General features: G+C 70.5%; 20 protein-coding genes. 8 read left to right on the plus strand and 12 right to left on the minus strand.

Annotated features, from left to right (window positions below; translation table 11 throughout):
- Window positions 1–27: 27 nt before the first annotated feature.
- A complete protein-coding gene (locus GKS42_RS12200; protein ID WP_154794069.1) occupies window positions 28–648 on the minus strand; it encodes a TIGR03086 family metal-binding protein in 621 nt (206 codons plus the stop codon).
- A gap of 92 nt (window positions 649–740) precedes the next feature.
- Here GKS42_RS12200 and GKS42_RS12205 point away from each other — a divergent pair, with 92 nt between their 5' ends.
- A complete protein-coding gene (locus GKS42_RS12205; protein WP_154794070.1) occupies window positions 741–1598 on the plus strand; it encodes a helix-turn-helix domain-containing protein in 858 nt (285 codons plus the stop codon).
- Between the two features lie 61 nt (window positions 1599–1659).
- On the opposite strand, the gene GKS42_RS12210 is transcribed toward GKS42_RS12205, so the two are convergent.
- The 7 genes from GKS42_RS12210 to iolC all read right to left on the minus strand — a co-directional run bounded on the left by GKS42_RS12210 (window position 1660) and on the right by iolC (window position 10057).
- A complete protein-coding gene (locus GKS42_RS12210) occupies window positions 1660–2670 on the minus strand; it encodes a Gfo/Idh/MocA family oxidoreductase (protein WP_154794071.1) in 1011 nt (336 codons plus the stop codon).
- A gap of 49 nt (window positions 2671–2719) precedes the next feature.
- Entirely contained in the window at window positions 2720–3655 is a 936-nt protein-coding gene (locus tag GKS42_RS12215) for a TIM barrel protein (protein WP_154794072.1), read from the minus strand.
- 82 nt (window positions 3656–3737) lie between these two features.
- Complete coding sequence (locus tag GKS42_RS12220; RefSeq protein WP_154794073.1) at window positions 3738–5234, minus strand: CoA-acylating methylmalonate-semialdehyde dehydrogenase; 1497 nt, start codon at window positions 5232–5234, stop codon at window positions 3738–3740.
- 29 nt (window positions 5235–5263) lie between these two features.
- Window positions 5264–7219 (minus strand): 3D-(3,5/4)-trihydroxycyclohexane-1,2-dione acylhydrolase (decyclizing), encoded by a 1956-nt coding sequence (gene iolD / locus GKS42_RS12225; protein WP_154794074.1) that lies wholly within the window; start codon window positions 7217–7219, stop codon window positions 5264–5266.
- Window positions 7216–8166: a 5-deoxy-glucuronate isomerase gene (gene iolB, locus GKS42_RS12230; RefSeq protein ID WP_154794075.1), complete on the minus strand. Its 951-nt coding sequence runs from the start codon at window positions 8164–8166 to the stop codon at window positions 7216–7218. Before iolB ends, iolD begins: the two co-directional genes overlap by 4 nt.
- Window positions 8163–9035, minus strand: coding sequence for a Cgl0159 family (beta/alpha)8-fold protein (locus GKS42_RS12235; RefSeq protein WP_154796689.1), 873 nt, complete (start codon window positions 9033–9035; stop codon window positions 8163–8165). Before GKS42_RS12235 ends, iolB begins: the two co-directional genes overlap by 4 nt.
- A 38-nt stretch (window positions 9036–9073) precedes the next feature.
- The gene (gene iolC, locus GKS42_RS12240) at window positions 9074–10057 is read right to left on the minus strand and encodes a 5-dehydro-2-deoxygluconokinase (protein WP_154794076.1); all 984 of its coding nucleotides are present in this window, start codon (window positions 10055–10057) and stop codon (window positions 9074–9076) included.
- A gap of 244 nt (window positions 10058–10301) precedes the next feature.
- Here iolC and GKS42_RS12245 point away from each other — a divergent pair, with 244 nt between their 5' ends.
- The 6 genes from GKS42_RS12245 to GKS42_RS12270 all read left to right on the plus strand — a co-directional run bounded on the left by GKS42_RS12245 (window position 10302) and on the right by GKS42_RS12270 (window position 16861).
- Window positions 10302–11093: a GntR family transcriptional regulator gene (locus GKS42_RS12245; protein WP_290368058.1), complete on the plus strand. Its 792-nt coding sequence runs from the start codon at window positions 10302–10304 to the stop codon at window positions 11091–11093.
- 158 nt (window positions 11094–11251) lie between these two features.
- Window positions 11252–12526 carry an ABC transporter substrate-binding protein gene (locus GKS42_RS12250; RefSeq protein WP_232848031.1) on the plus strand — a complete coding sequence of 425 codons (1275 nt, stop codon included), beginning with the start codon at window positions 11252–11254 and terminating at the stop codon, window positions 12524–12526.
- Window positions 12527–12612: 86 nt separating this feature from the next.
- The gene (locus GKS42_RS12255; RefSeq protein WP_232848032.1) at window positions 12613–13548 is read left to right on the plus strand and encodes a carbohydrate ABC transporter permease; all 936 of its coding nucleotides are present in this window, start codon (window positions 12613–12615) and stop codon (window positions 13546–13548) included.
- A complete protein-coding gene (locus GKS42_RS12260; protein WP_154794077.1) occupies window positions 13545–14369 on the plus strand; it encodes a carbohydrate ABC transporter permease in 825 nt (274 codons plus the stop codon). The genes GKS42_RS12255 and GKS42_RS12260 overlap by 4 nt, the downstream gene beginning before the upstream one ends.
- A gap of 1 nt (window position 14370) precedes the next feature.
- The gene (locus GKS42_RS12265; RefSeq protein ID WP_154794078.1) at window positions 14371–16098 is read left to right on the plus strand and encodes a hypothetical protein; all 1728 of its coding nucleotides are present in this window, start codon (window positions 14371–14373) and stop codon (window positions 16096–16098) included.
- Between the two features lie 13 nt (window positions 16099–16111).
- A complete protein-coding gene (locus GKS42_RS12270; protein WP_154794079.1) occupies window positions 16112–16861 on the plus strand; it encodes a class I SAM-dependent methyltransferase in 750 nt (249 codons plus the stop codon).
- Here the strand turns inward: GKS42_RS12270 and GKS42_RS12275 are convergent, their stop codons facing one another.
- A complete protein-coding gene (locus GKS42_RS12275; RefSeq protein ID WP_210769364.1) occupies window positions 16862–17326 on the minus strand; it encodes a DUF6194 family protein in 465 nt (154 codons plus the stop codon).
- Between the two features lie 38 nt (window positions 17327–17364).
- Here GKS42_RS12275 and GKS42_RS12280 point away from each other — a divergent pair, with 38 nt between their 5' ends.
- Entirely contained in the window at window positions 17365–18138 is a 774-nt protein-coding gene (locus GKS42_RS12280) for a MerR family transcriptional regulator (RefSeq protein ID WP_154794080.1), read from the plus strand.
- A gap of 23 nt (window positions 18139–18161) precedes the next feature.
- Here GKS42_RS12280 and GKS42_RS12285 read toward each other — a convergent pair whose 3' ends face one another.
- The 3 genes from GKS42_RS12285 to GKS42_RS12295 form a co-directional block, all read right to left on the minus strand.
- Window positions 18162–18971 carry a family 1 encapsulin nanocompartment shell protein gene (locus GKS42_RS12285; protein ID WP_154794081.1) on the minus strand — a complete coding sequence of 270 codons (810 nt, stop codon included), beginning with the start codon at window positions 18969–18971 and terminating at the stop codon, window positions 18162–18164.
- A complete protein-coding gene (locus GKS42_RS12290) occupies window positions 18968–19363 on the minus strand; it encodes a ferritin family protein (RefSeq protein WP_154794082.1) in 396 nt (131 codons plus the stop codon). The genes GKS42_RS12285 and GKS42_RS12290 overlap by 4 nt, the downstream gene beginning before the upstream one ends.
- A gap of 126 nt (window positions 19364–19489) precedes the next feature.
- A complete protein-coding gene (locus tag GKS42_RS12295) occupies window positions 19490–20200 on the minus strand; it encodes an alpha/beta fold hydrolase (RefSeq protein ID WP_154794083.1) in 711 nt (236 codons plus the stop codon).
- Between the last annotated feature and the right edge of the window lie 41 nt (window positions 20201–20241).

Below are 20241 nucleotides of genomic sequence, written 5' to 3' on the forward strand. Positions count from 1 at the left end.
GCCCCGTTCCCAGGTTGCGCGACCGACTCAGACGGCGCGACCGAGGCGGGCGAGCAGACGGGTCTGGCGATCGGCGCCGTCGGGAGCGTCGACGGCCGGCCCACAGATGCCGTCCATGTACAGGGTCGGGCCGAAGCTGTCCGCGCCCGTCTCGATCATGTCGAGTTCGTACCCGGTGAGCGCCTCGTCGGTCCCGGTGGCGCGTGCGATGTCCCAACGGTGCACCACCATGTCCCAGACGTAGAACCGCTCGAAGGTCGCACCGATGGTGGTCGGTCCGAAGAATCCGTCAAACCCCCGTGCGGAGACCGCGGGATCGGCAAGCAGTGCCGAGACTCGCGCGGTGTGCACGCGCCAGGCAGCCGCGGGATCCGCGTCGACGTCCGGCGCCGGGCCGAGGTCCAGGTCCTGTCCGGTGAGGAAGTCGCGCTGCGTCTCGATCAGGTGGCGGACCACGTCCCGGGCCGACCAGCCTTCGCACGGCGAAGTGGCGGACCAGCCGTCGTTCGGGACGGAGCCGAGGAGCGCGGACAACGGTTCATCGACCCGGCGATGGGCCGCCGCCGCCAGGCCGGGCGCGGTGACGGCGCCGGTCGCGGCCGTCGCGCTGGTCGTGTCGGTCGTACTCGTGGTGTCGGTCGTGTTCATCGGGAGGCTCCGAACGGGTTGGCGCCCTGCACAGCGGCGCTGGCGAACTCTGTTGCCGACGACGCTAGGCCGATGCGGCAGGCTGGGTCTTGATGAAATCCGACAGCAGTGGCCCACGACGGATCGACGCGATCGAGCGCGCGCATCTGAAGGAGCCGGGGGATGCCTCCCACACCATGTACCGGTACGAGCCGGACCCGGTTCTGGCCGGCTTCGTGGAGCGGTTCTGGATCCCGGTCTGGTCGGTGCCGCCCGGGCAGGAGGCACCTCAGCGGGTGCTCCAGTACCCCCATTGCCTGTTCGTCATCACGAACACCTACGCCCGCTTCTATGGCGTCGTGTCGGGGCTGTCCACCACCACTCTTACCGGCGACGGCTGGGCCGTCGGCGTCATGTGCGCACCGTCGGCCGGCCACCTCCTCACGGGCCGGTCGATCTCGGAGTACACCGACACCCACGTCCCGATCGCCGACGTCCTGGGTGCCACGGGGGAGCCGCTCGTGTGCCGGGTGCGGGCCGCGATGGCGTCCGACCCAACTGCGCCGACCGCCCACAGCGAGGCCATGGCGGCCTACACCGACGTGCTGCGTGGCTACTTGCCGGTGGATGAGGACGGCCTGCTCATCAACGCCGTCGTCGCGTTCGTGGAGCAGAACCCGGACGTGCTCCGGGTGGCCCAGGTCTGCGCGGAGTTCGACCTGACCGAACGCTCGCTCCAGCGTCTGGTGCGGCGCCGGGTCGGCCTGAGCCCGAAGTGGCTGATCCAGCGACGGCGGCTGCAGGAGGCGGCGCAGCGGCTGCGCGAGCAGCCGAGCAGTCTCGCCGAGGTCGCCGCCGTGCTCGGCTACGCGGACCAGGCCCACTTCAGCCGCGACTTCACCCGGGTCACGGCCGTGACTCCGGGGGAGTTCGCGAAGACGTGGGCAGGCGAGACCGACCCGGCCTCGTAGGCATGAGCCGACGGCGGCCGGATCCGCCGGCACGTGGGTCGCCCGACGGCGGCCGCGTACCTCAGGCGTAGAAGGCCGGCTTCTCGATCAGTTCGACGGCGAACTCCTGTGACCCGTCCGCCCGTAGCGACCGTACGCCCGCGTCGCACACGACGGCCGCGGCGTACCCGTCCCAGCTCGAGGGCCCGACGATCTCGCCGGCCTGCACGGAGTTGATCCACTCCTGCAGTTCGGTGTTGAACGCCGCTTCGAACCGCTCGTTGTAGTCCGCGGCGATCCGGTTGCTGCGCCCGGCCGGACCCGTGCGGACGGTTGCGTTCTGGTCGCCGAGCGCGACCGCACCGCGCTCGGCCACGACCTCGCACTGGATGTCGTAGCCGTAGGTGTTGTTGACGAAGATCTCGACGTCGATGAGCACGTCGGAGGTGGTCCGCAGCACCAGCACCAACGGGTCGGACAGGTGCGCGAACCGATTCGTGGTCCGCTTCGGCTTGTCGACGCGCGCGGACACGATCTCCTCGCCGAGCAGGAACCGCATCACGTCGATCTCGTGGATCGCGGTGTCCGTGATGGACATCCCCTCGAGATAGTTCTCGGGCGAGCTCGGGTTCCGGTGCCGGTTGTGCACCATGAGCGCCTCGCCGACGTCGCCGCTGTCCAGGACGGCCTTGATCTCCCGGTATCCGGCGTCGTAGCGGCGCATGAAGCCGACCTGCACGAGGCGCCGGCCGCCATGCCGCTCAGCCTCCATGATGCGTAGGCACTCCGCCGCGGTGGGCGCCAGCGGCTTCTCGCAGAACACCGGCTTGCCGGCCTCGATCGCGCGGACCACGGAGCCCTCGTGCGCGGGACCGAAGCTGGTGACGATGACCGCGTCCACATCATCTGCGTCGATCAGCGCCGCGTCGTCGGCGTACACGCTCGCACCGATCGGTTCCGCCACGCGCTGCGCGTGGGCGGGATCGATGTCGGTGACCGCGACCACCCGGCCGCGGGCCAGCTTGTCGGTGATCCGGGCGATGTGGGAGCGGCCGATGCCGCCGGGGCCGATGATGCCGATACGAACGCTCATGTGATGGTCCTCGTGGTCGCGTGCTGTGGTGCGTGACGTTCAGATGGGATCAGAGCAGGCCGAGTCCGCACTCGGCCAGGTACTCGCGGGTCTTGATGGCGTTCGGCAGCGGCATGGCCGGGTCTGCGGGGTACAGGTCCTGTTCGAGGATCACGTACAGGTCCTTGTCCAGGTCCGCCAGCGCCTCGATCAGTTGTGGCATGTCCGGCTCGCCGGCCGGCGGCCGCACCGACGCACCTCGCGCCACGGCCTCGCCGAACGGCCAGTCCAGCTCGTGGGCCTGCCGCACGAGCTCCGGGTCGAACGCCTTGATGTGCACGTAGGCGATCCGCTCCGGGTAGGTCCGGATCATCTCGATCGGATCACCCTCGCCGTAGACGATGTGGCCGGTGTCCAGGCAGAAGTTCACGTACTCCGGGTCCGTCGCCGCGAACACCCGCTCGATGTCCTTGGGCGTCTCGATGTGGGAGTCTCCGTGCGGGTGCAGCACCATCTTCAGCCCGTAGTCGGACTTGAGGAGCTTGCCGAGCCGGTTCGCGTTCCGCACGTACAGGTCCCACGCCGCCGGGGTGAGCTCACGATCGTCGATGAACTCCCACGTCTTGTCGTCCCGGAACAACGGCGGCAGGTGCACGATGTACTCCGCGCCGACCTCCGCGTGGGTCTGCGCGATCGCCCGGAACGTCCGTTCCGTCTCCGCCCAGGCCTCCTCCTTGTGCAGGATGCCCCAGCCGGTGCCGGCGACCACCCGGAACCCGCGGGCGTCCATCTCCTCCTGCAGCCGCTTGGGGTCGGTGGGGAAGTAGCCGAACGGGCCTGTCTCCATCACCGAGAACTGCGCCTGCGCCATCTCGTCCAGGGCCGTGGCCCACGGGATCTGCTGCTCGTCCTCCGGAAACCACACGCCCCACTGGTCGGGGCACACGCCGACGGTGAGCTTGTTGTACCGCGGGTCGGGGTTGTTGGCCTTGCTTGGCTGGTTCATGGGGTCGGGCCTTCTGTGATGGACGACGGCGGAGGTCGGGTCGGGTGCGGGCGGCTGCGGGCCGCAGCCGGGCCGGTCGGGGTCAGTCGGTGGTGCTCGGGAAACTCATGCTGGCCTCGACCTGGCTGTCCCGGTGCGGCCAGCGCGTCGTGATGACCTTGTTGCGGGTGTAGAACCGCACGGCCTCGGGGCCGTGGGCGTGGTGGTCGCCGAACAGGGAGTCCTTCCACCCACCGAACGAGTAGTAGGCGACCGGGGTCGGGATCGGCACGTTCACGCCGACCATGCCGGCCTCCACGCCGTGGCTGTAGCGACGCGCGGCTTCACCGGAGTTCGTGAAGATCGCCGAGCCGTTGCCGAAGGGGGAGGCGTTCACCAGGTCGAGCGCCTCGTCGAGGTCGGCCACCCGGAGCACGGTCAGCAGCGGGCCGAAGATCTCCTCGCGGTAGGCGGACATCTCGGGGGTGACGTTGTCCAGCAGGGTCGGCCCCACGAAGTAGCCGTTCTCGTGGCCGGGCACGGTGACGCCCCGGCCGTCCACCACCACGCCGGCACCTGCCTCGATCGCGTCGGTGGCGCTGCGGATCACGCGTTCGCGCGCCTGTGCGGTGATGACCGGACCCATGTCCGTGGCCGGGTCGGAGCCGGGTCCGACGGTGATCTTCTCGGCCTCGGCCTTCAGCGCCGCGACGAGCGGTTCCGCGGCCCCGCCGACGGCCACCGCCACCGGCACGGCCATGCACCGCTGGCCGGCCGACCCGAAGGCACCCGCGGAGATCTGCGCCGCCGCGAACTCGAAGTCCGCGTCCGGCATCACCACCGCGTGGTTGTTCGCGCCGCCGAGGGCCTGCACCCGCTTGCCGTTGGCGACACCGACCTGCTGCACGTACCGGGCGATCGGGGTGGATCCCACGAACGAGACGGCCGCGATACCGGGGTGCGCCAGCAGCGCGTCAACCGTGTCCTTGCCGCCGTGCACCACCTGGAACACGCCGTCGGGCAGGCCCGCCTCGGCGTACAGGCGAGCGACGAAGTTCGCGGCGGAGGGGTCCCGCTCGGAGGGCTTGAGGATGAACGCGTTACCGGTTGCGATCGCGACCGGGTGCATCCACATCGGCACCATCACGGGGAAGTTGAACGGGGTGATGCCTGCCACCACACCGACCGGCTGCCGCAGGCTGTGCACGTCGACGCCGGTGGAGGCGTCGGCGCTGAACTCACCCTTGTTCGCCTGGTTGATCCCGCACGCGAAGTCCAGCGTCTCGCGGCCGCGGCCGATCTCACCGATGGCGTCGTCCACCGTCTTGCCGTGTTCGGCCGAGATGACCCGGGCGAGCTCGTCGGTGTTGGCGACCACCAGCTCGCGCATCCGGAACAGGATCTCGGTGCGCCGGGCCAGCGAGGTCGCGGCCCATGCCCGCTGGGCGGTGCGCGCCGCGGCGACGGCGGCGTCGACCACGCCCTGATCGGCGGTGGCCAGTTCGGCGACGACCGCACCGGTGGCCGGGTCATGAACGGGCGTGACCGGGCCCGCTCCGTCGACCTCGGTGCCGTCGATCCAGTGCTTGATGGTCCTCATCTGCTCCACTCCTCCTCGGTACGGTTCGCTCACAGGTAGTGGCGCTGGTTCTGCTTCGCCTCGAGGTAGGCCTCGTGGGCGGTACGAGTGCTGGCCAGCCGCGACTCGGCGGCAACGGGGACGTCCCACCAGGCCGACGACGGCGGGTTCGGGCCCTGCAGGTCGGTCTCGATGTGGATCACGGTGGCCCGCGGCGCGGCGGCGGCGGTGGCGTAGGCGGCCCGGAACTCCTCGATCGTGGCGGCCTCGATCACGTCCAGGCCGAAGCTGCGGGCGTTCGCGACCAGGTCCAGCGGCACCGGCGGGCCGTCCAGCAGGTCGGTGTCGTCCGTGCGCATCCGGTACCGGGTGCCGAACCGCTGCGAACCGACCGACTCCGACAGGGCCCCGATCGAGGCGTACCCGTGGTTCTGCAGCAGCACCACGACCACCTTGAGGTTCTCGGCGACGATCGTCGCGAGCTCGGCCGGCATCATCTGGTAGGTCCCGTCGCCGACGATCGCGACGACCTCGCGCTCGGGGGCGGCCAGTTTGGCGCCCATCGCGGCGGGGATCTCATAGCCCATGCAGGAGTAGCCGTACTCCAGGTGGTACTGGTAGGGGCTGCGGGCCCGCCAGAGCGCCTGCAGGTCACCGGGCATCGACCCGGCCGCGTTGATCAGGATGTCCTCGTCGCCCATGAGTTCGTTCAGGGCGCCGAACACCTCGGTCTGGGCGGGCAGCGGTCCGTGGCCGCGGTGGTAGCACTCGTCCGTGACGGCGGCCCACTCGGCGGCGAGCCGGGTGGCCCGGGCCCCGTAGGCCGGATCCACGCGGTGCCCGGCGAGTGCCTCGGTGAGCGCGCGCAAGCCCTCCCGGGCATCGGCCACGACCATGTCCGCGGCGTGCTTCGCCGCGTCGAACGCGAGCACGTTGACGTTCACGAAGGCGACGTCGCGGTTCGCGAACACGGTGTGACTGGCGGTGGTGAAGTCCGTGTACCGGGTGCCCACCCCGATCACCAGGTCCGCCTCGGCGGCGAGGGCGTTCGCAGCCGCGGTGCCGGTGGCCCCGACCCCGCCGACGGCACTCGGGTGGTCGAACGCGATCGCGCCCTTGCCGGCCTGCGTGTCCGCGACCGGGATCCCGGTCGCGTCGGCGAAGGCGGCCAGCTCGGCGCTCGCCTCGGAGTAGACGACGCCGCCGCCGGCCACGAGCAGTGGGCGCTTCGCCGCACGGATGGCAGCGATGGCGCGGGCCAGCGCCGCGGGCTCGGGGACGGGCCGGGCCACGTGCCAGACCCGCCGGCGGAAGAACTCGACCGGCCAGTCATGGCCCTCGGCCTGCACGTCCTGCGGCAGGCACAGCGTCACAGCGCCAGTCTCCGCCGGGTCGGTGAGCACGCGCATCGCGGCCAGCGCGCTCGGGATCAGCTGCTCCGGCCGGTTGATCCGGTCCCAGAACCGCGACACGGGCTTGAACGCATCGTTCACCGAGACGTCGAGGGTGCGCGGGTCCTCCAGCTGCTGCAGCACCGGGTCCGGGAACCGGGTCGCGAAGATGTCCGAGGGCAGCAGGAGCACCGGGATCCGGTCGATCGTGGCCAGGGCAGCACCCGTCACCATGTTCGTCGAGCCCGGCCCGATCGAGGCCGTGCACGCCATCGTCTGCAGGCGGTTCCTCGTCCGCGCGAAGGCGACGGCGGCATGCACCATGGCCTGTTCGTTGCGGGCGTGGAAGTACTTCAGCCGGTCCTCGCCGGGCGCGGGGTCGACTTCGTTCTGAACGAGCGCCTGGCCGATCCCGGCCACGTTCCCGTGCCCGAAGATCCCGAACACGCCCGCGAACAGGGCCTGCTCGACGCCGTCACGCTCGGTGTACTGGGCCGCGAGGAACCGGACCAGCGCCTGGCCGACGGTCAGGCGCTCGGTCGAGGAGCCGGGTGGCTGGCCTCCCGGCTGCCCGCCGGTCCGGTCGCTCGGTCGTCCGTCCGGTGCAGCACTCATGAGTGGCCCTCCCGGCCCTCGGCCGGCGTGCCGTTCATCGGCAGCCGGGGATCGATGTCCTGGTCCTCCCAGGTGGCGCGGATCCAATGGTGGGCCGGGTCGTCGGTCATCAGCCACTGCTGGTCCGGTGCCGGTCCGGCCATCACGTTCAGGTAGTACAGGTCGTAGCCGGGGGCCGCCATCGACGGCCCGTGATAGCCGTGCGGGGTGAGCACCACGTCCCCGGTGCGCACCTCCTCGGTCAGCTCGAGCGGCCGGTCGGCGGTGCCGTAGGTGCGATGGAACGCGACGCCCGGTCCGGCCGGTCCGGGCGCGACCTCGAAGTAGTAGATCTCCTCGAGCTCACGCTCGACGTCGGTGTGCTCGTCGTGCTTGTGCGGGGGATAGGAGGACCAGTTGCCGCCCGGGGTCAGGACCTCGCAGACGAGCAGATGGTCGGTTTCCAGGTCGTTCCCGAGCGCGTAGTTGTTCACCTGACGCGAGCAGGTTCCGGCCCCACGCAGTTCGACGCGGACATCGTCGGCGCTCCGGTGGCTGACCGGGTGCCGACGGCTCGCACGCGCGCTCGGCAGCGCGAACCGGCCCCCGGCCGCGGACGTGATCGTCAGCGTGGCGGTGATCGGGACGTAGAGGTGGTCGGTGAGGTCGGAGAACACGTCCGGTCGGCCCTGGAGGTCGAACGTCTGCTCTGCCTCGGTGTCCGTGGTCACGGTGACCGTGCAGGCTCCCGCCAGTGGCAGCACCAGCAGTTCGTCGGGTCCCGTCTCCAGTTCCTGGCTGCCGCCGGCCGGCAGGTCAAGGATCCGCAGCCCGCTGAACGCCCAGCCGGCGTCGTCCGGACCCAGGTCGACGCTGAAGGATCCGGCGGCGCTGGTGCCGGCGCGCACGAGAAGTGTCGCTGGTGCGTCGGCTGGGCTCGCCGGGCTCGTCTCGTCGGATCCCCTCACAGCACCGACACCGCCCGGTCCACGGCGGCCTCGACATCGTCGTCCGGCGGGTAGAGCAGCGACCGGCCGATGATCAGGCCCTTGACACCCGGGACCCGAACGGCCCGGGCCCAGGCCGCGGCGGCGGCATTCGGGTCTGGGTCGACCTCGCCTCCGAGGATCAGGGCGGGCAGGGACGTCGCGGCCATCACCCGTTCCATCTCGGGTACGTACGGCAGTTTGAGCCAGGTGCGGGCGGACGTCCGCCCGAGGCCGGCGGCGATGGTCACCGAACGGATGACCGCCTCCACCGAGAGGTCGTTGCGGACCCTGCCGTCGGCCCGCGTGGAGATGAACGGCTCCACCATCGCCATCACCCCCGCGTCGGCGAGCGCGTCGACCGCCCGGGCCGCCGACTCCATCGTGGCCACGGAGGCCGGGTCGCGATAGTCGATACGCAGGAGCATCTTGCCGCCATCGAGCCCGGAGGAGACGATGCCGTCGGCGTCATAGCCGGTGAACCGGTCATCCAGCTCGAAGTCCGCGCCGGCGAGACCACCTCGGTTCATCGACCCGTACACGAGCTTGCCGTCGAGGGCGCCGAGCAGAGCCAGCTCCTCGACGATCTCCGCGGTGCCGAGGAATCCGTGCACCCCCGGACGGGTCAGGGCAGCCGAGCACCGCAGGAGCAGGTCTCGACGGTCGGCCATGGCCAGCGGCACGGGGCCGGCGGCGAGGGAGCCGCGGGCCGGGTGGTCCGCGGCGATGATCATCAGCCGGGCGTTCGGGTCGGTCGGGAAGGCGCCGCGCGGCCGGGCCGCGAGGACCTCGGCGATGCGCTCCGGGTGATGGGTGCGCAGCTCCCGGATCTCCTCCAGGGCGGCCGCCATCCCGGTCGCGTGGGCCGTCGGCCGGATCGTCGGAGCGCTCACGCGACCCGCTCGAGGTCGTTGGGGGAGCGGCCCTCGTCGATCACGGCGAGCACCTCGGCCTCGCTGGGCATCGCCGTCGAGCACTCCAGACGGCCGGCCACGATGGCGCCGGCCGCGCTGGCGGCCGTGATGATCCGGTCCAGCGACCAGCCGGCCAGGAGCCCGTGGCACAGCGCGCCGCCGAAGGCGTCTCCCGCGCCGAGCCCGTTCACGACGTCCACCGGAACCGGTGGGACCTCCACCCGTTCCTCGCGGGTCTTCGCGAGGGTGCCCTCGGGCCCGCGCTTGACGATCGCCAGTTCCACCCCGGCCTCCAGCAGGGCATCCGCAGCCCGGTCCGGGTCCGTCTCGCCGACGGCCACCTCGCACTCCTGGCGGTTGCCGACGGCGATCGTGACGCCGGTCAGGAACTCGCGGACCTGGGTGGTCGCCTCGGCCGGGTCCGCCCAGAACATGGGCCGGTAGTCGAGGTCGAGGATGGTGTGCTCGCGCCGCCCGCGCAGCGCCAGGGCGGCATGGTGGGCGGACCGGCTCGGCTCCTCGGAGAGCCCGGTCACGGAGAACCACATGATCCGGGCATCCCGCACCGCATCGGCCGGGAGGTCGCCCGGCGTCAGCTGCAGGTCCGGTGCACTCGGCTGCCGGTAGAAGTAGATCGGGAAGTGGTCCGGCGGGAACATCTCGCAGAACGTCACCGGGGTGTTCAGGACCTCGCTCGTGATCACGAACTCGTCGCTGACGCCGAGGCGTCGCATCTCCCGGCGCACGTACAGCCCGAACGGGTCGTTGCCCACGCCGGTGAGCACGGCCGCGCTGTGTCCGTGCCGGGCCGAGGCCACCGCCACGTTCATGGGGCTGCCGCCGAGGAACTTGCCGAAGGTGGTCACGTCCTCCAGGCCCACACCGATCTGGAGCGGGTAGATGTCCACCCCGGACCGGCCCATCGTGAGGACCTCCGCGGGCGTCGTTGGCGCCGTCATCGTCTCTGTCAACCCCTCTGCCCACCATTGGGGCGGCTTCACCCACTGCTCGCGGGCGACCTCGGTACTCCGCCACCGGGGCGGGTCTCAACCGTGCCCCATCGCGGCGCGGCACGTCAAGTCTTTGTCCGGACATATGGACTTTAGGCTTTGCGACACGTTAGCGTGACCGCAGGTTCGCTGCGTGAGGGAGCGTATGAGTGCGGCCGCCCCGTCGACGATCGAGGTCGACGAGGGTCGGCCGATGGCTGCAAGGAGGGGGATCGACATGGAGATGGACACCGCAAGCACGGGGGAGACCGTGCACCTGCCGCGGGTCGCGCTTGACCGCTCGAGCCCGGTGCCGCTGTATCACCAGATCGCCGAGGCCATGAAGGCCATGATCACCTCCGGTGACCTGCCGGCCGGGACCCGGGTGGAGAACGAGCTCGCGATGGCGGCCCGGCTCGGGGTGTCCCGCCCGACCGCGCGGCGCGCCTTCCAGGACCTCGTCGAGCAGGGTCTGCTGATCCGCAGGCGCGGCATCGGGACGCAGGTCGCGTCCGAGCTGATCCGTCGCCCCGTCGAGCTGACCAGCCTGTACGACGACCTGGCGGCGGCGGGCCGAACCCCCCGCACCGAGGTGCTCAGCCTGGAGTCCCATCCGGCCGACCACGTCATCGCCGAGCGCCTCGGTGTCGCACCGGGTGCCGAGGTCGTCACCATCGAGCGGCTGCGGTTCGCCGATGACGAACCGCTGGCGCTGATGACGAACCACGTCCGCGCGGAGATCGCCCCGAGCGCCGCAGAACTCGCCGAGGTCGGCCTGTACGCTGCCCTGCGCGCCACCGGGGTGCAGATGCGACTGGCCCGTCAGACGATCGGTGCCCGGCTCGCGACCGCGGCCGAGGCGCGGGTCCTGGACGAACGCCCAAGGGCTGCCCTGCTCACCATGGAGCGGATCGCCTTCGACGACGTCAACGCCGTAGTGGAGTTCGGTTCGCATCTGTACCGGGGGTCGCGGTACACGTTCGACACCACCGTCGTGGCTCGATAGCGCGAGCCCAGCCTGGTAAGAATGTGCATATGTCCGTACAAATGTTGACAGGCGATGTGAGCGCTAACTAGATTGCCCTGGACGCGCCCTCGGGCGAGCCACGGACACAGGAGTCGTGCGGCAACCACGGGGTTGACCGCGGTAGAGAGGAATCACTGATGAATCCAGTTCTGGGACGCCGCCAGCTCATGCTCGGCGGGATCGCGGGGACGGCTGCCGTCGGGCTCGGCCTCTCGGCCTGCTCCGATGGTGCGGGCGGCGGCGCCGATGGCGGTGAGGTGACCCACATGCAGTTCTTCCTCTCCGGGGACGCGAACCAGGGCGGCGGCTTCGCCCACATGGCCGCCAAGTACCAGGAGGAGACCGGCGTCGAGGTGGAGATCGTCGACGTCGCGAACGAGGACCTCACCACGAAGCTCAAGAACGCGGCGCTGGCGAACGACCTGCCCGCGCTGGCCCGGGTCGGCAGCATCGACGCGACCTGGAAGGACGTCACGATGGACCTCCGGGACATCCTGGACACCAACGACGTCAAGTCCGAGCTCGCCGCCATCGACCCCGACGGCAAGGTGCTGTCCCTGCCCAGCGACATCACCGCCGTCGGGATGTTCCTGAACAAGACCCTCTTCGACGCGGCCGGTGCGACCTACCCGGCCGTGGGTGAGGAGCCGTGGACCTGGGACGGGTTCACCGAGACGATCCGGTCCGTCCAGGCCGCGACCGGCGCCTCCTACGGCATGGTGATGGACCGCTCGGCGCACCGCCTGAAGGCGTTCCTGTACGAGTTCGGCTCCAACACCTTCGAACTGGTCGACGGCGCGTTCGAGACGAACGAGAACACCAAGCCCGCGCTGGAGTACTTCTACGCCCTGAACGACGACTCGTTCATGCCGCGTTCGGTGTGGCTCTCCGACGGCGACCCGAACGGCCTGTTCAAGAGCGGCGACGTGGTCGCGTACTGCTCGGGTTCCTGGCAGATCGCCGACTTCGCGGTGAACATCGCAGACTTCGAGTGGGTCAGCGTGTACATGCCGAAGCAGCCGGTCCGGGTGACGAACTACGGCAACGCCGCATCCATCGTCGTCTTCGAGGGCACCGGCCAGGAGCAGGCCGCGCTGGACTTCGTGAACTGGCTCTTCACGCCGGAGAACTACACCGAGCTGTCCGAGACCTCCGGCTTCCTGCCTGCCGTGAACGGCATCACCGTGACCTACGCGGACAACGCCGAGGCCTTCGAGCTGTACAACGAGGAGATCGAGGCCTCCGACGAGGTCGCGGCACGGCTGAAGACACAGGACCTCGAGGGCGAGATCGAGGGCAGGACCCTCGAGGGCGACCCGCTGCGCGACGAGACGGTCAAGTACCTCAACGACGAGCAGGACGTGGACACCACGATCGCGAACATCATCGAACTGCTGAACGCCTCGCTCTGACCAGCAGCGAACACCGGCGGTGCGCCACCTGCGAACGGGGCGCACCGCCGTCGGGCATCACCCACACTTCCTTCAGGAGGCTCGCCTTGGCGGCCACGACCCAAACCCCCGAGGTGGCCACGGCCACTCCGCCCCGACGCAGGCTCGCCTCGATCAGGCGCGGCCAGACGATCGCGCCGCTGATCTTCATCGCGGCCGCCGTGGTGCTGTTCGCGCTGTTCTTCGTCTGGCCGGGCGCGCTCGGACTGTGGTACTCGTTCACCGACTACCGCGGCGTCGGGGATCCCGAGTTCATCGGCATCGAGAACTACGCCGCACTGCTCCAGGACGCGACGTTCTACTCGGTGCTCGGCCGGACGGCGTTCTACACGCTGCTCTCGGTGCCGCTGCACTTCGTGATCTCTCTGGGGATCGCGGTGCTGGTCACCACCCGGAACGCGAAGGGGAAGGTGCCGGCGCGGGTCGTGTTCTTCATGCCCTGGCTGATCTCACCGATCGTCAACGGCGTGATCTGGCGCTGGCTGTTCGGGGAGAACTTCGGCTTCGTCAACTACCTGCTCAGCCTCGTCGGCGTCGATGCGGTGCCGTGGCAGACCGACGCCAACCTCTCCCTGGCCGTGGTGCTGTTCGCGTCCTCGTGGGGCGGCACCGCGTTCAACATGCTGCTGTTCATGGCGGCACTGAAGAACATCCCGCGCTCCTACCTGGAGGCCGCCGAGATCGACGGTGCGACAGGGTGGCAGCGCTTCCGGCACATCACGCTGCCGCTGCTGGCGCCGACGTCGTTCCTGGTCGTGCTGCTCACCACGATCGGGTCGATGAAGGAGTTCGCGATGATCCAGGCGCTGAACGGCGGTGGCCCGGGCACCGAGAACATGCTGATGGTGCAGTACATCTACCGGACCGGGTTCGAGCGCTCCGAGATCGGCTACGCGAGCGCCGCGTCCATGGTGCTGATGGTGATCCTCATCGTGGTCGCCGTGATCCAGTTGCGCTTCGACAAGGGCAGTGACCAATCATGATGACCAAGCTCCGTTCCTATGGGCCGGCCACCCTGCTGCTGTGGGTGCTCGTGCTGATCTACCTGTTCCCGGTGGCCTGGTTCATCCTCAGCTCGTTCAAGCCTGGCAGTGAGCTGTTCAGCCTGCCGCTGTCGATCCTGCCCGAGAACTGGACCTTCTCCGGCTACATCACCGCATGGAACCGGTTCAACTTCGCGCAGTACTTCTTCAACACCGGGCTGGTCGCGGTCGTCACCACCGTGCTGACCGTGTTCGTCTCGGCGATGACCGGGTACGCCCTGGCGAAGTACAAGGCGAAGTGGTTGAGCATCTTCTTCATCTGCATCCTGGCCACGACGATGCTGCCGACCGAGGTGATCATGCCCTCGACGTTCGTGGTGATCCGGGACCTCGGCCTGTACAACCAGCTGGCCGGCATCATCGTGCCGTCCATCATCACCGCGACCGGGATCTTCATGTTCCGGCAGTACTTCAAGACCGTGCCGGACGAGCTGCTCGAGGCGGCCCGGATCGACGGCGTCGGGGAGATCCGGGCGTTCTTCTCGATCATGCTGCCGCTCGCGAAGCCCATCGCGGTGACCCTGGCGATCTTCTCCTTCCAGTGGCGCTGGAACGACTATATCTGGCCGCTGCTGGTCCTGAACGACCCGAACCGCTACACGCTGCAACTCGCGCTCCGGTCGATCGTCGGTGCGGACAACATCGACTGGTCCGTGCTGCTGTCCGCGTCCGTCATCTCGCTGATCCCTATGGTTATCTTGTTCTTCGTGTTCCAGAAGCAGATCATGAACGCCGATATGAACTCGGGTCTGAAGGACTGACTTGGACTTCCACGCACTCATCACCGAACGTTCCGACGAGGTCCTCACCGCGCTGCTCGACGGTGCACCAGCCCATCACGGCGGCCACCGCGGCGTCATGACGAAGGTGCGAACCGCCGTCGTCTGCTACCTGAACCCGGAGTCCCGCTGGCGCGGCGACCCCGTGGCGCTGGCCGCCGCGGACGACTGGCTCGCCGAGCTGGAGGCGCTGCAGGCCGACGGCGGACTGTTCAGTTCCGGCGACAACCTCGCCTCGCCGCCGGACTCGAGCTTCACGATCAACGACGTGGCGCAGGTCCGGTCCCTGGTCGAGGCCGCGACGGACGGTCCGGACGGGACGATCCACGCGGTCGCGAACCTCGCCGACCGGCTCGCCGTGATCTGTGACCGGATCACACCGGCCCTGGTCGCGGGCGGCGTGCACACCCCGAACCACCGGTGGGAGATCGGCGCCGCGCTGGCCCGGCTGCACGAGCTCTCACCGAACGCGGAGGTACTGGCCCGGTTGCGTGCCTGGCTGGCCGAGGGGGTCGACGTCGACGGCGACGGACTGTACTCCGAACGGTCCGCGAACTACGCCGCGCACGTCTCCAACCCGTGTCTGATCGCCATCGCGCGGGTGCTGGAGGCCCCCGAGTTGCTGGACGTGGTGCACCGGAACCTGCACGCGTACGCGCTCCTGACCGACCCGGACGGGATCGTCGAGACGGTGTTCTCCCGGCGCCAGGACCAGAAGACGACCACCTTCGGCGCCGCCGCCTTCGCGATGCAGGCGAGGCGGTTCGCGCTGGCCCGGGACTGTGCGGGTTGTGCCGACTACGCGCGGCTCGCGCAGGACGGCACCGGGCTGGACGCCGTCGGAGCACTCGCCGAGGTACTGGCGGAGCCTGCCCTCGCGGGCGAGCTGCCGAGCGACCATGCCGAGGCCGACGGGGGCACCGGCGCGGACACCGAGTCCGGCGCCGGGGCGGCGGCCGAGTGGGGCGCCCCGCGCGTCTTCGGCGGTGCCGGCCTGGCCGTGTGGCGGGGCGCGGCGCGCACTCTGACGGTCTACGGCGGCTCGGACGTACCCCACATGGGCCGGGTCGCGTCCGGGCTCGCCTGCAACCCGACCTTCGCGCGACTGCGGTCGGGCGCGGCGGTGCTGGAATCGGTGCGCCTGTCCCGGGACTTCTTCGGCATGGGGCCGTTCCGTAGCCACGGACTGCGCCTGGCCGACGGCGAGGCGGAGCTGTCCGACGTGCTCACCACCGGCTACTACCAGCCGATCGACCCCTTGCTGGCCGATCCCGACGGGCACTACGACCTCGAGTTCGAGGGCCGGTTCGCCGCCGCGATGAGTTTCTCCGAGCGCGCCCGCGACCGGGTCCGGATGGGAACCCGGTTGCGGGTTCGGCCTCGTCCGGGTGGGTTCGAGCTCACCGTTGGCTTCGAGGGGCCGGCCACCGCCTTCGCGATCGAACTCGCATTCCGCCCCGGGGGCACGGTGGCGGGTGCGCGGGAGATCGGTGCGGGCGCCCACGAGCTGGTCGAGGGCACCGGCAGCTACACCGTCGGGTCCGACACCCTGACCTTCGGCCCCGGCAACGGCTCCGGCGCCGACCGCCCGGCGGAGTACCACCCCGGGGAGGCGTACACGTTCCTCGGCGGAACGGACGCGTTGGCCGGCCCGCGGGTCTACGTGACCGGCCGCACCTCCGAGCCGGTGACCCTGACCATCGGTTCCTGACAGGGGTGCGGTCATGGGTTCCGGCGCGGTGTGGTCCGAGCTCGCCCCGGAGTGGGCGGCGCACTGGGGCGGCGTGGCTGCGCCGGTGCACCAGCGGCTCATCGAGGCGACCGGGACCGGACCTGGCACCCGCGTCCTCGACGTCGGATGCGGGAGCGGCGAGTTCCTCGCCGCACTGAGCGAAGTCGGCGCGGTGGTCGCCGGGGCCGACCCGGCGCCGGCGATGCTCGACCTCGCCCGGGTCCGCGCGCCGGGAGCCGACCTGCGGCCGGCCGGGTTCGAGGACCTGCCCTGGTCCGCCGACAGCCACGACGTGGTCACCGCCGTGAACGCGCTGCAGTTCGCGGACGACACCGTGGACGCCCTCGTCGAGGCGGCCCGGGTCACCCGGCCGGGTGGGCTGATCGCGATCGCGAACTGGGCCGAGGGTGCGCTCAGCGACCTGGACGCGATCGAGGCTGCGCTGGCGGCCGAGGCGGGCGAGGATCCGGGTCCGGACGGTGACCTGCGCGTGCCCGGCGGGCTCGAAGAGGTGCTCGCCGAGGCGGGCCTGGACGTGCGTGAGGCAGGACTGGTCGACGTGCCCTGGGTGGTTCCGGACGCCGTCGCCCTCGTGCGTGGCGTGCTACTCGGCGAGGACGCGGCCGCGCAGGCCGCCGGGACGGCCACGGTCCTGGAGGCGGCGCGGTCGTTCCGGACGCCCGACGGCGGGTACCGGTTGGTCAACCGGTTCCGGTTCGCCGTCGGCGTGGTGCCGGCGTAGTCAGCCCTCCTGACGGCGACGCCGACGTGCCGCCGCAGCCTCGTGTGCGTCACGGACCAGCTCGAGGGCGAGGTCGCCGGTGGCGTCCGCCGGGTTCACGATCGCGACCCAGCCGAGCGCGGAGTACACGGGGTGTGGCAGGACCACGTCCGGTGCACTGAAGTCGCGGTCGTGCCTGGTCTCCCCGGGGATCTCGCCGGTGAGTTCGGTGAACCGGGACCGCCCCACGTGGATGTTCAGGCGCCAGCGCCCGGACGGGTCCAGGTGGGAGGCGGTGTCCTCCGGGTAGTCCTTCGTCACGATGGTCGCGTACGGCTGGGTGCTCGTGGGCACCCGCCCGTCCGGTGCGTAGTAGAAGAACGAGTCGCCCCAGGCCAGCTCGGGGAACTCGGAGCCCGGTCCCGGAGCGAGCACGAGGGACCCGGGCAGGGCGTGCACGGCGGCGATGATCTGTTCCATACTCATGGTTCAAGTCTGACCTTCAAGTGCTTATGTGGGGTTCCATGGACGCGCACGGTGATCTCCTGCGGGATGGCGGGTCGGAGGCCACGCTCGGCACGCTCGAGGTGGCTCGGCGGTCCGGGTACTCGGTGCAGCAGGTCCGGGACCTTGAGCGGCTCGGGGTGATCCCCGCGGCACCCAGGTCCGGGAACGGCTACCGGAACTACACGCAGGTGCACGTGAGTGCCCTGCGGGCCTACCGGGCGCTGGCCGTCGCCGCGGGACCGGTCCTCGCGCGCCGGCTCCTGCGCGAGCTGACGACCTCCACCGTCGCCGACGCCGCCGCCACGATCTCCGCACTGCATGCCCGACTCGACCGCGAGCGTGGTGAGCTGCTCGCGGCCTCGGCGGCGCTGCGGGCCATCGCCGCCGAGGCCGCTGCCGGCCTGGGCCGCGCGCCGGATCCGGCCGACGCGATGAGCATCACCGAGCTCGCCCGGGCGCTCGGCGTGCGCACGTCCACGCTGCGGCACTGGGAGCACGAGGGCCTGCTGCGGCCGGACCGGGTGGCGTCGCTGCGAGTGCGCAACTACGACCTGCGGGCGATCCGGACGGCGCGGATCGTCGCCGCCCTGCGCGGAGCCGGATACGGCATCGGAGCGGTGCGCGACCTGGTGGCGCGGTTGGGGCACGACGTCGTGGTGACGTCCGGCATCGTCGACGCACGTCTGGAGCAGCTCGGCACCCGCACCGTCGCCCTGCTCCGGGCCGGCGCCGACCTCGCGGACCTGATCACGACGACCCACCCGACACCGCTGCCCACGAACTCGACGTAGAGCCGGGTCGGCGGTCGGTCGGCCTATTCGTCGGAGAGCTCGACGGCGGCCTCGGGGGTCGCCACGTGGAAGGTGAACGACTCCTCCAGGTACAGGTGCACCGAGTTCGCGTCGTGGTGGTCGTAGCCGATCGCGAAGTCCTGGCCGGCCGTGAACAGGAAGTCGCCGCCGCGCATGCTCATCACGGTGCCACCGCGAAGGCCCGGCACCCACACGATCGGACCGCCCTGCAGGATCTTGCGCAGGTGGTCGAAGAGCGGGTAGCCGCCGTTCTCGGCCGACTCGATCACCTCGGTGTAGTCGGACGGGCCGAGAGCCAGCCCGTACGGTCCCGCGATGCCGGTGCGCAGCAGCTTCGCCACGGCGGCGGCCACCTGCTGCGGGTAGTGCGTCGCGTCCGGGTCGTGCGGGAGGGCGTCGTGCGTGCTCGCCTGCGTGATACCGGTGATGCCGGCCTCGGACCAGCCGTGCATGATCGCGGCGTTCTCCACCTCTGCGATCCGCACCGCGGCCTCGTCCAGCGCGGTCAGGTCCGGGTCCGGTGCGCCGCGGTCGGCGGCGGCGAGCTCCTCGCGGGAGACGCTGAAGTCCGCCCGCACCTCGACCATGGCCAGCACCGTGCGCGGCCGCGCGATCACGCCCGGCGCGGGGGAGTCAGCGACCGGCCCCACCCGGCCGAGGTTCGTGGCCGAGGCCGACCAGCCGAGCGGACCTGAGAAGTCCACCAGCTTGCGGGCTCCGAGCGCCACGGTCAGCCGCTCGGTGGCCTCCGCGTCGAGCTGGTCCCAGGCGGCCGACGAGATCGGAGCGTGCGATCGGAGGAGGTGGTTCATAGTCCCTGACCCTTCAGTGACCCGATGCCCAAGGTGCCTGAGGCGTCGGAAGTACCTGCGCCGTCGGGCGCTTCCGCGGAACCGGCGCCCTCCTCGGCCGCGCCACCGTTCGCGACGATGTCGCCGTCCTGGAACAGCACCCCGCGGGCGATCTCCGCCCAGAGCGGCTTGGCGCGGAACAGGAACTCCAGCTCCATGGAGAAGTGCTTGTACTCCTCCTTGAGCGAGTCGAGCATGATCGCCCGGGAGATCTCGTTCGGCTCCACCGAGATACGCTGCTCGTACCAGCCGATCGCCTCGGCCTCCTCGGCCAGGCTCGCGCACATCCTGGCGAACGTGCGGGTCTCGGCGGAGAGTTCGTCCGGTGGCTCGTGATACTGGTCGGTCGGCATCGTGCCTCCAGTGGTGGCGTCCGCGGTCACCGCGACCCTACGCCCGGCGCGGGCGACGCTCAATGCGAGGAGCACGGGCCGCCGGCGTGGGCGGCCCGTGCTCGGACGGGCTCAGGGCATGCCTGATCAGGACGTGGCGCGGACCGCGTCCAGGATCACCCGTGCCGTCTCCTCAAGCCGGGAGACCGAGAGCGCGTGGGACGCGGCAGGGAGCTCGACGGCTGCGCGGGCCGTGGCGCGCTCGGCCTGGAACCTCTGGAGCTCCGCCGGAATGTTGAGATCCTGTTCGCCCCAGATCGACCACGCGGGCACGGACCGCCACGCCGGCGGGACCGCCAGAGCTTCCTTCAGGGCCGCCTCGGTGACGGGTCGCTGCGTCGCCGCCATGGTCGCGGCCAGGTCGGCCGGGACGTCGTGGGCGAACTGCTGGTGGAACTTCTCGCCATCGATGCGCAGCTCGACGCCGCCACCGGGTACCGGGTAGCCCAGCAGCGCCGCGCCGAGCGTGCTGCCTTCGAACTTGCCGGACAGCTCGAGCGCGGACTCGCCGGTCTCGGGCATGAACGCACCGACGTAGACGAGGCCGACGACGTTCGGGTTGTCCGCGGCGGCCTGGGTGACCACCATGCCGCCGTAGGAGTGGCCGACGAGCAGCACCGGGCCGCCGATCGCGTCGGCGACCGCGCGCACGTAGGCGCCGTCACCGGCGACCGAGCGGAGCGGGTTCGCGACCGCGACGGTCCGGATGGATTCCTTCTGCAGGCGGGTGATGACGCCGTTCCAGCTCGCGGACTCGGCGAACGCACCGTGGACGAGCAGCGCTGTGGGGGTGGACATGGTTCTTCTCCTTGGTGGGTGTGGTGCGGGGGATGGGTGGC

This window comes from Occultella kanbiaonis, assembly GCF_009708215.1.
Taxonomy (GTDB): Bacteria; Actinomycetota; Actinomycetes; order Actinomycetales; family Beutenbergiaceae; genus Occultella; species Occultella kanbiaonis.

Excerpts from the sequence above, each read along its gene's own strand:
- GKS42_RS12200 (WP_154794069.1), bottom strand. The coding sequence starts at position 648 with ATGAACACGACCGACACCACGAGTACGACCGACACGACCAGCGCGACG.
- GKS42_RS12205 (WP_154794070.1), top strand. The coding sequence starts at position 741 with ATGAAATCCGACAGCAGTGGCCCACGACGGATCGACGCGATCGAGCGC.
- GKS42_RS12210 (WP_154794071.1), bottom strand. The coding sequence starts at position 2,670 with ATGAGCGTTCGTATCGGCATCATCGGCCCCGGCGGCATCGGCCGCTCC.
- GKS42_RS12215 (WP_154794072.1), bottom strand. The coding sequence starts at position 3,655 with ATGAACCAGCCAAGCAAGGCCAACAACCCCGACCCGCGGTACAACAAG.
- GKS42_RS12220 (WP_154794073.1), bottom strand. The coding sequence starts at position 5,234 with ATGAGGACCATCAAGCACTGGATCGACGGCACCGAGGTCGACGGAGCG.
- iolD (WP_154794074.1), bottom strand. The coding sequence starts at position 7,219 with ATGAGTGCTGCACCGGACGGACGACCGAGCGACCGGACCGGCGGGCAG.
- GKS42_RS12235 (WP_154796689.1), bottom strand. The coding sequence starts at position 9,035 with ATGGCGGCCGCCCTGGAGGAGATCCGGGAGCTGCGCACCCATCACCCG.
- iolC (WP_154794076.1), bottom strand. The coding sequence starts at position 10,057 with ATGACGGCGCCAACGACGCCCGCGGAGGTCCTCACGATGGGCCGGTCC.
- GKS42_RS12245 (WP_290368058.1), top strand. The coding sequence starts at position 10,302 with ATGGCTGCAAGGAGGGGGATCGACATGGAGATGGACACCGCAAGCACG.
- GKS42_RS12250 (WP_232848031.1), top strand. The coding sequence starts at position 11,252 with ATGAATCCAGTTCTGGGACGCCGCCAGCTCATGCTCGGCGGGATCGCG.
- GKS42_RS12260 (WP_154794077.1), top strand. The coding sequence starts at position 13,545 with ATGATGACCAAGCTCCGTTCCTATGGGCCGGCCACCCTGCTGCTGTGG.
- GKS42_RS12270 (WP_154794079.1), top strand. The coding sequence starts at position 16,112 with ATGGGTTCCGGCGCGGTGTGGTCCGAGCTCGCCCCGGAGTGGGCGGCG.
- GKS42_RS12275 (WP_210769364.1), bottom strand. The coding sequence starts at position 17,326 with ATGAGTATGGAACAGATCATCGCCGCCGTGCACGCCCTGCCCGGGTCC.
- GKS42_RS12280 (WP_154794080.1), top strand. The coding sequence starts at position 17,365 with ATGGACGCGCACGGTGATCTCCTGCGGGATGGCGGGTCGGAGGCCACG.
- GKS42_RS12285 (WP_154794081.1), bottom strand. The coding sequence starts at position 18,971 with ATGAACCACCTCCTCCGATCGCACGCTCCGATCTCGTCGGCCGCCTGG.
- GKS42_RS12290 (WP_154794082.1), bottom strand. The coding sequence starts at position 19,363 with ATGCCGACCGACCAGTATCACGAGCCACCGGACGAACTCTCCGCCGAG.
- GKS42_RS12295 (WP_154794083.1), bottom strand. The coding sequence starts at position 20,200 with ATGTCCACCCCCACAGCGCTGCTCGTCCACGGTGCGTTCGCCGAGTCC.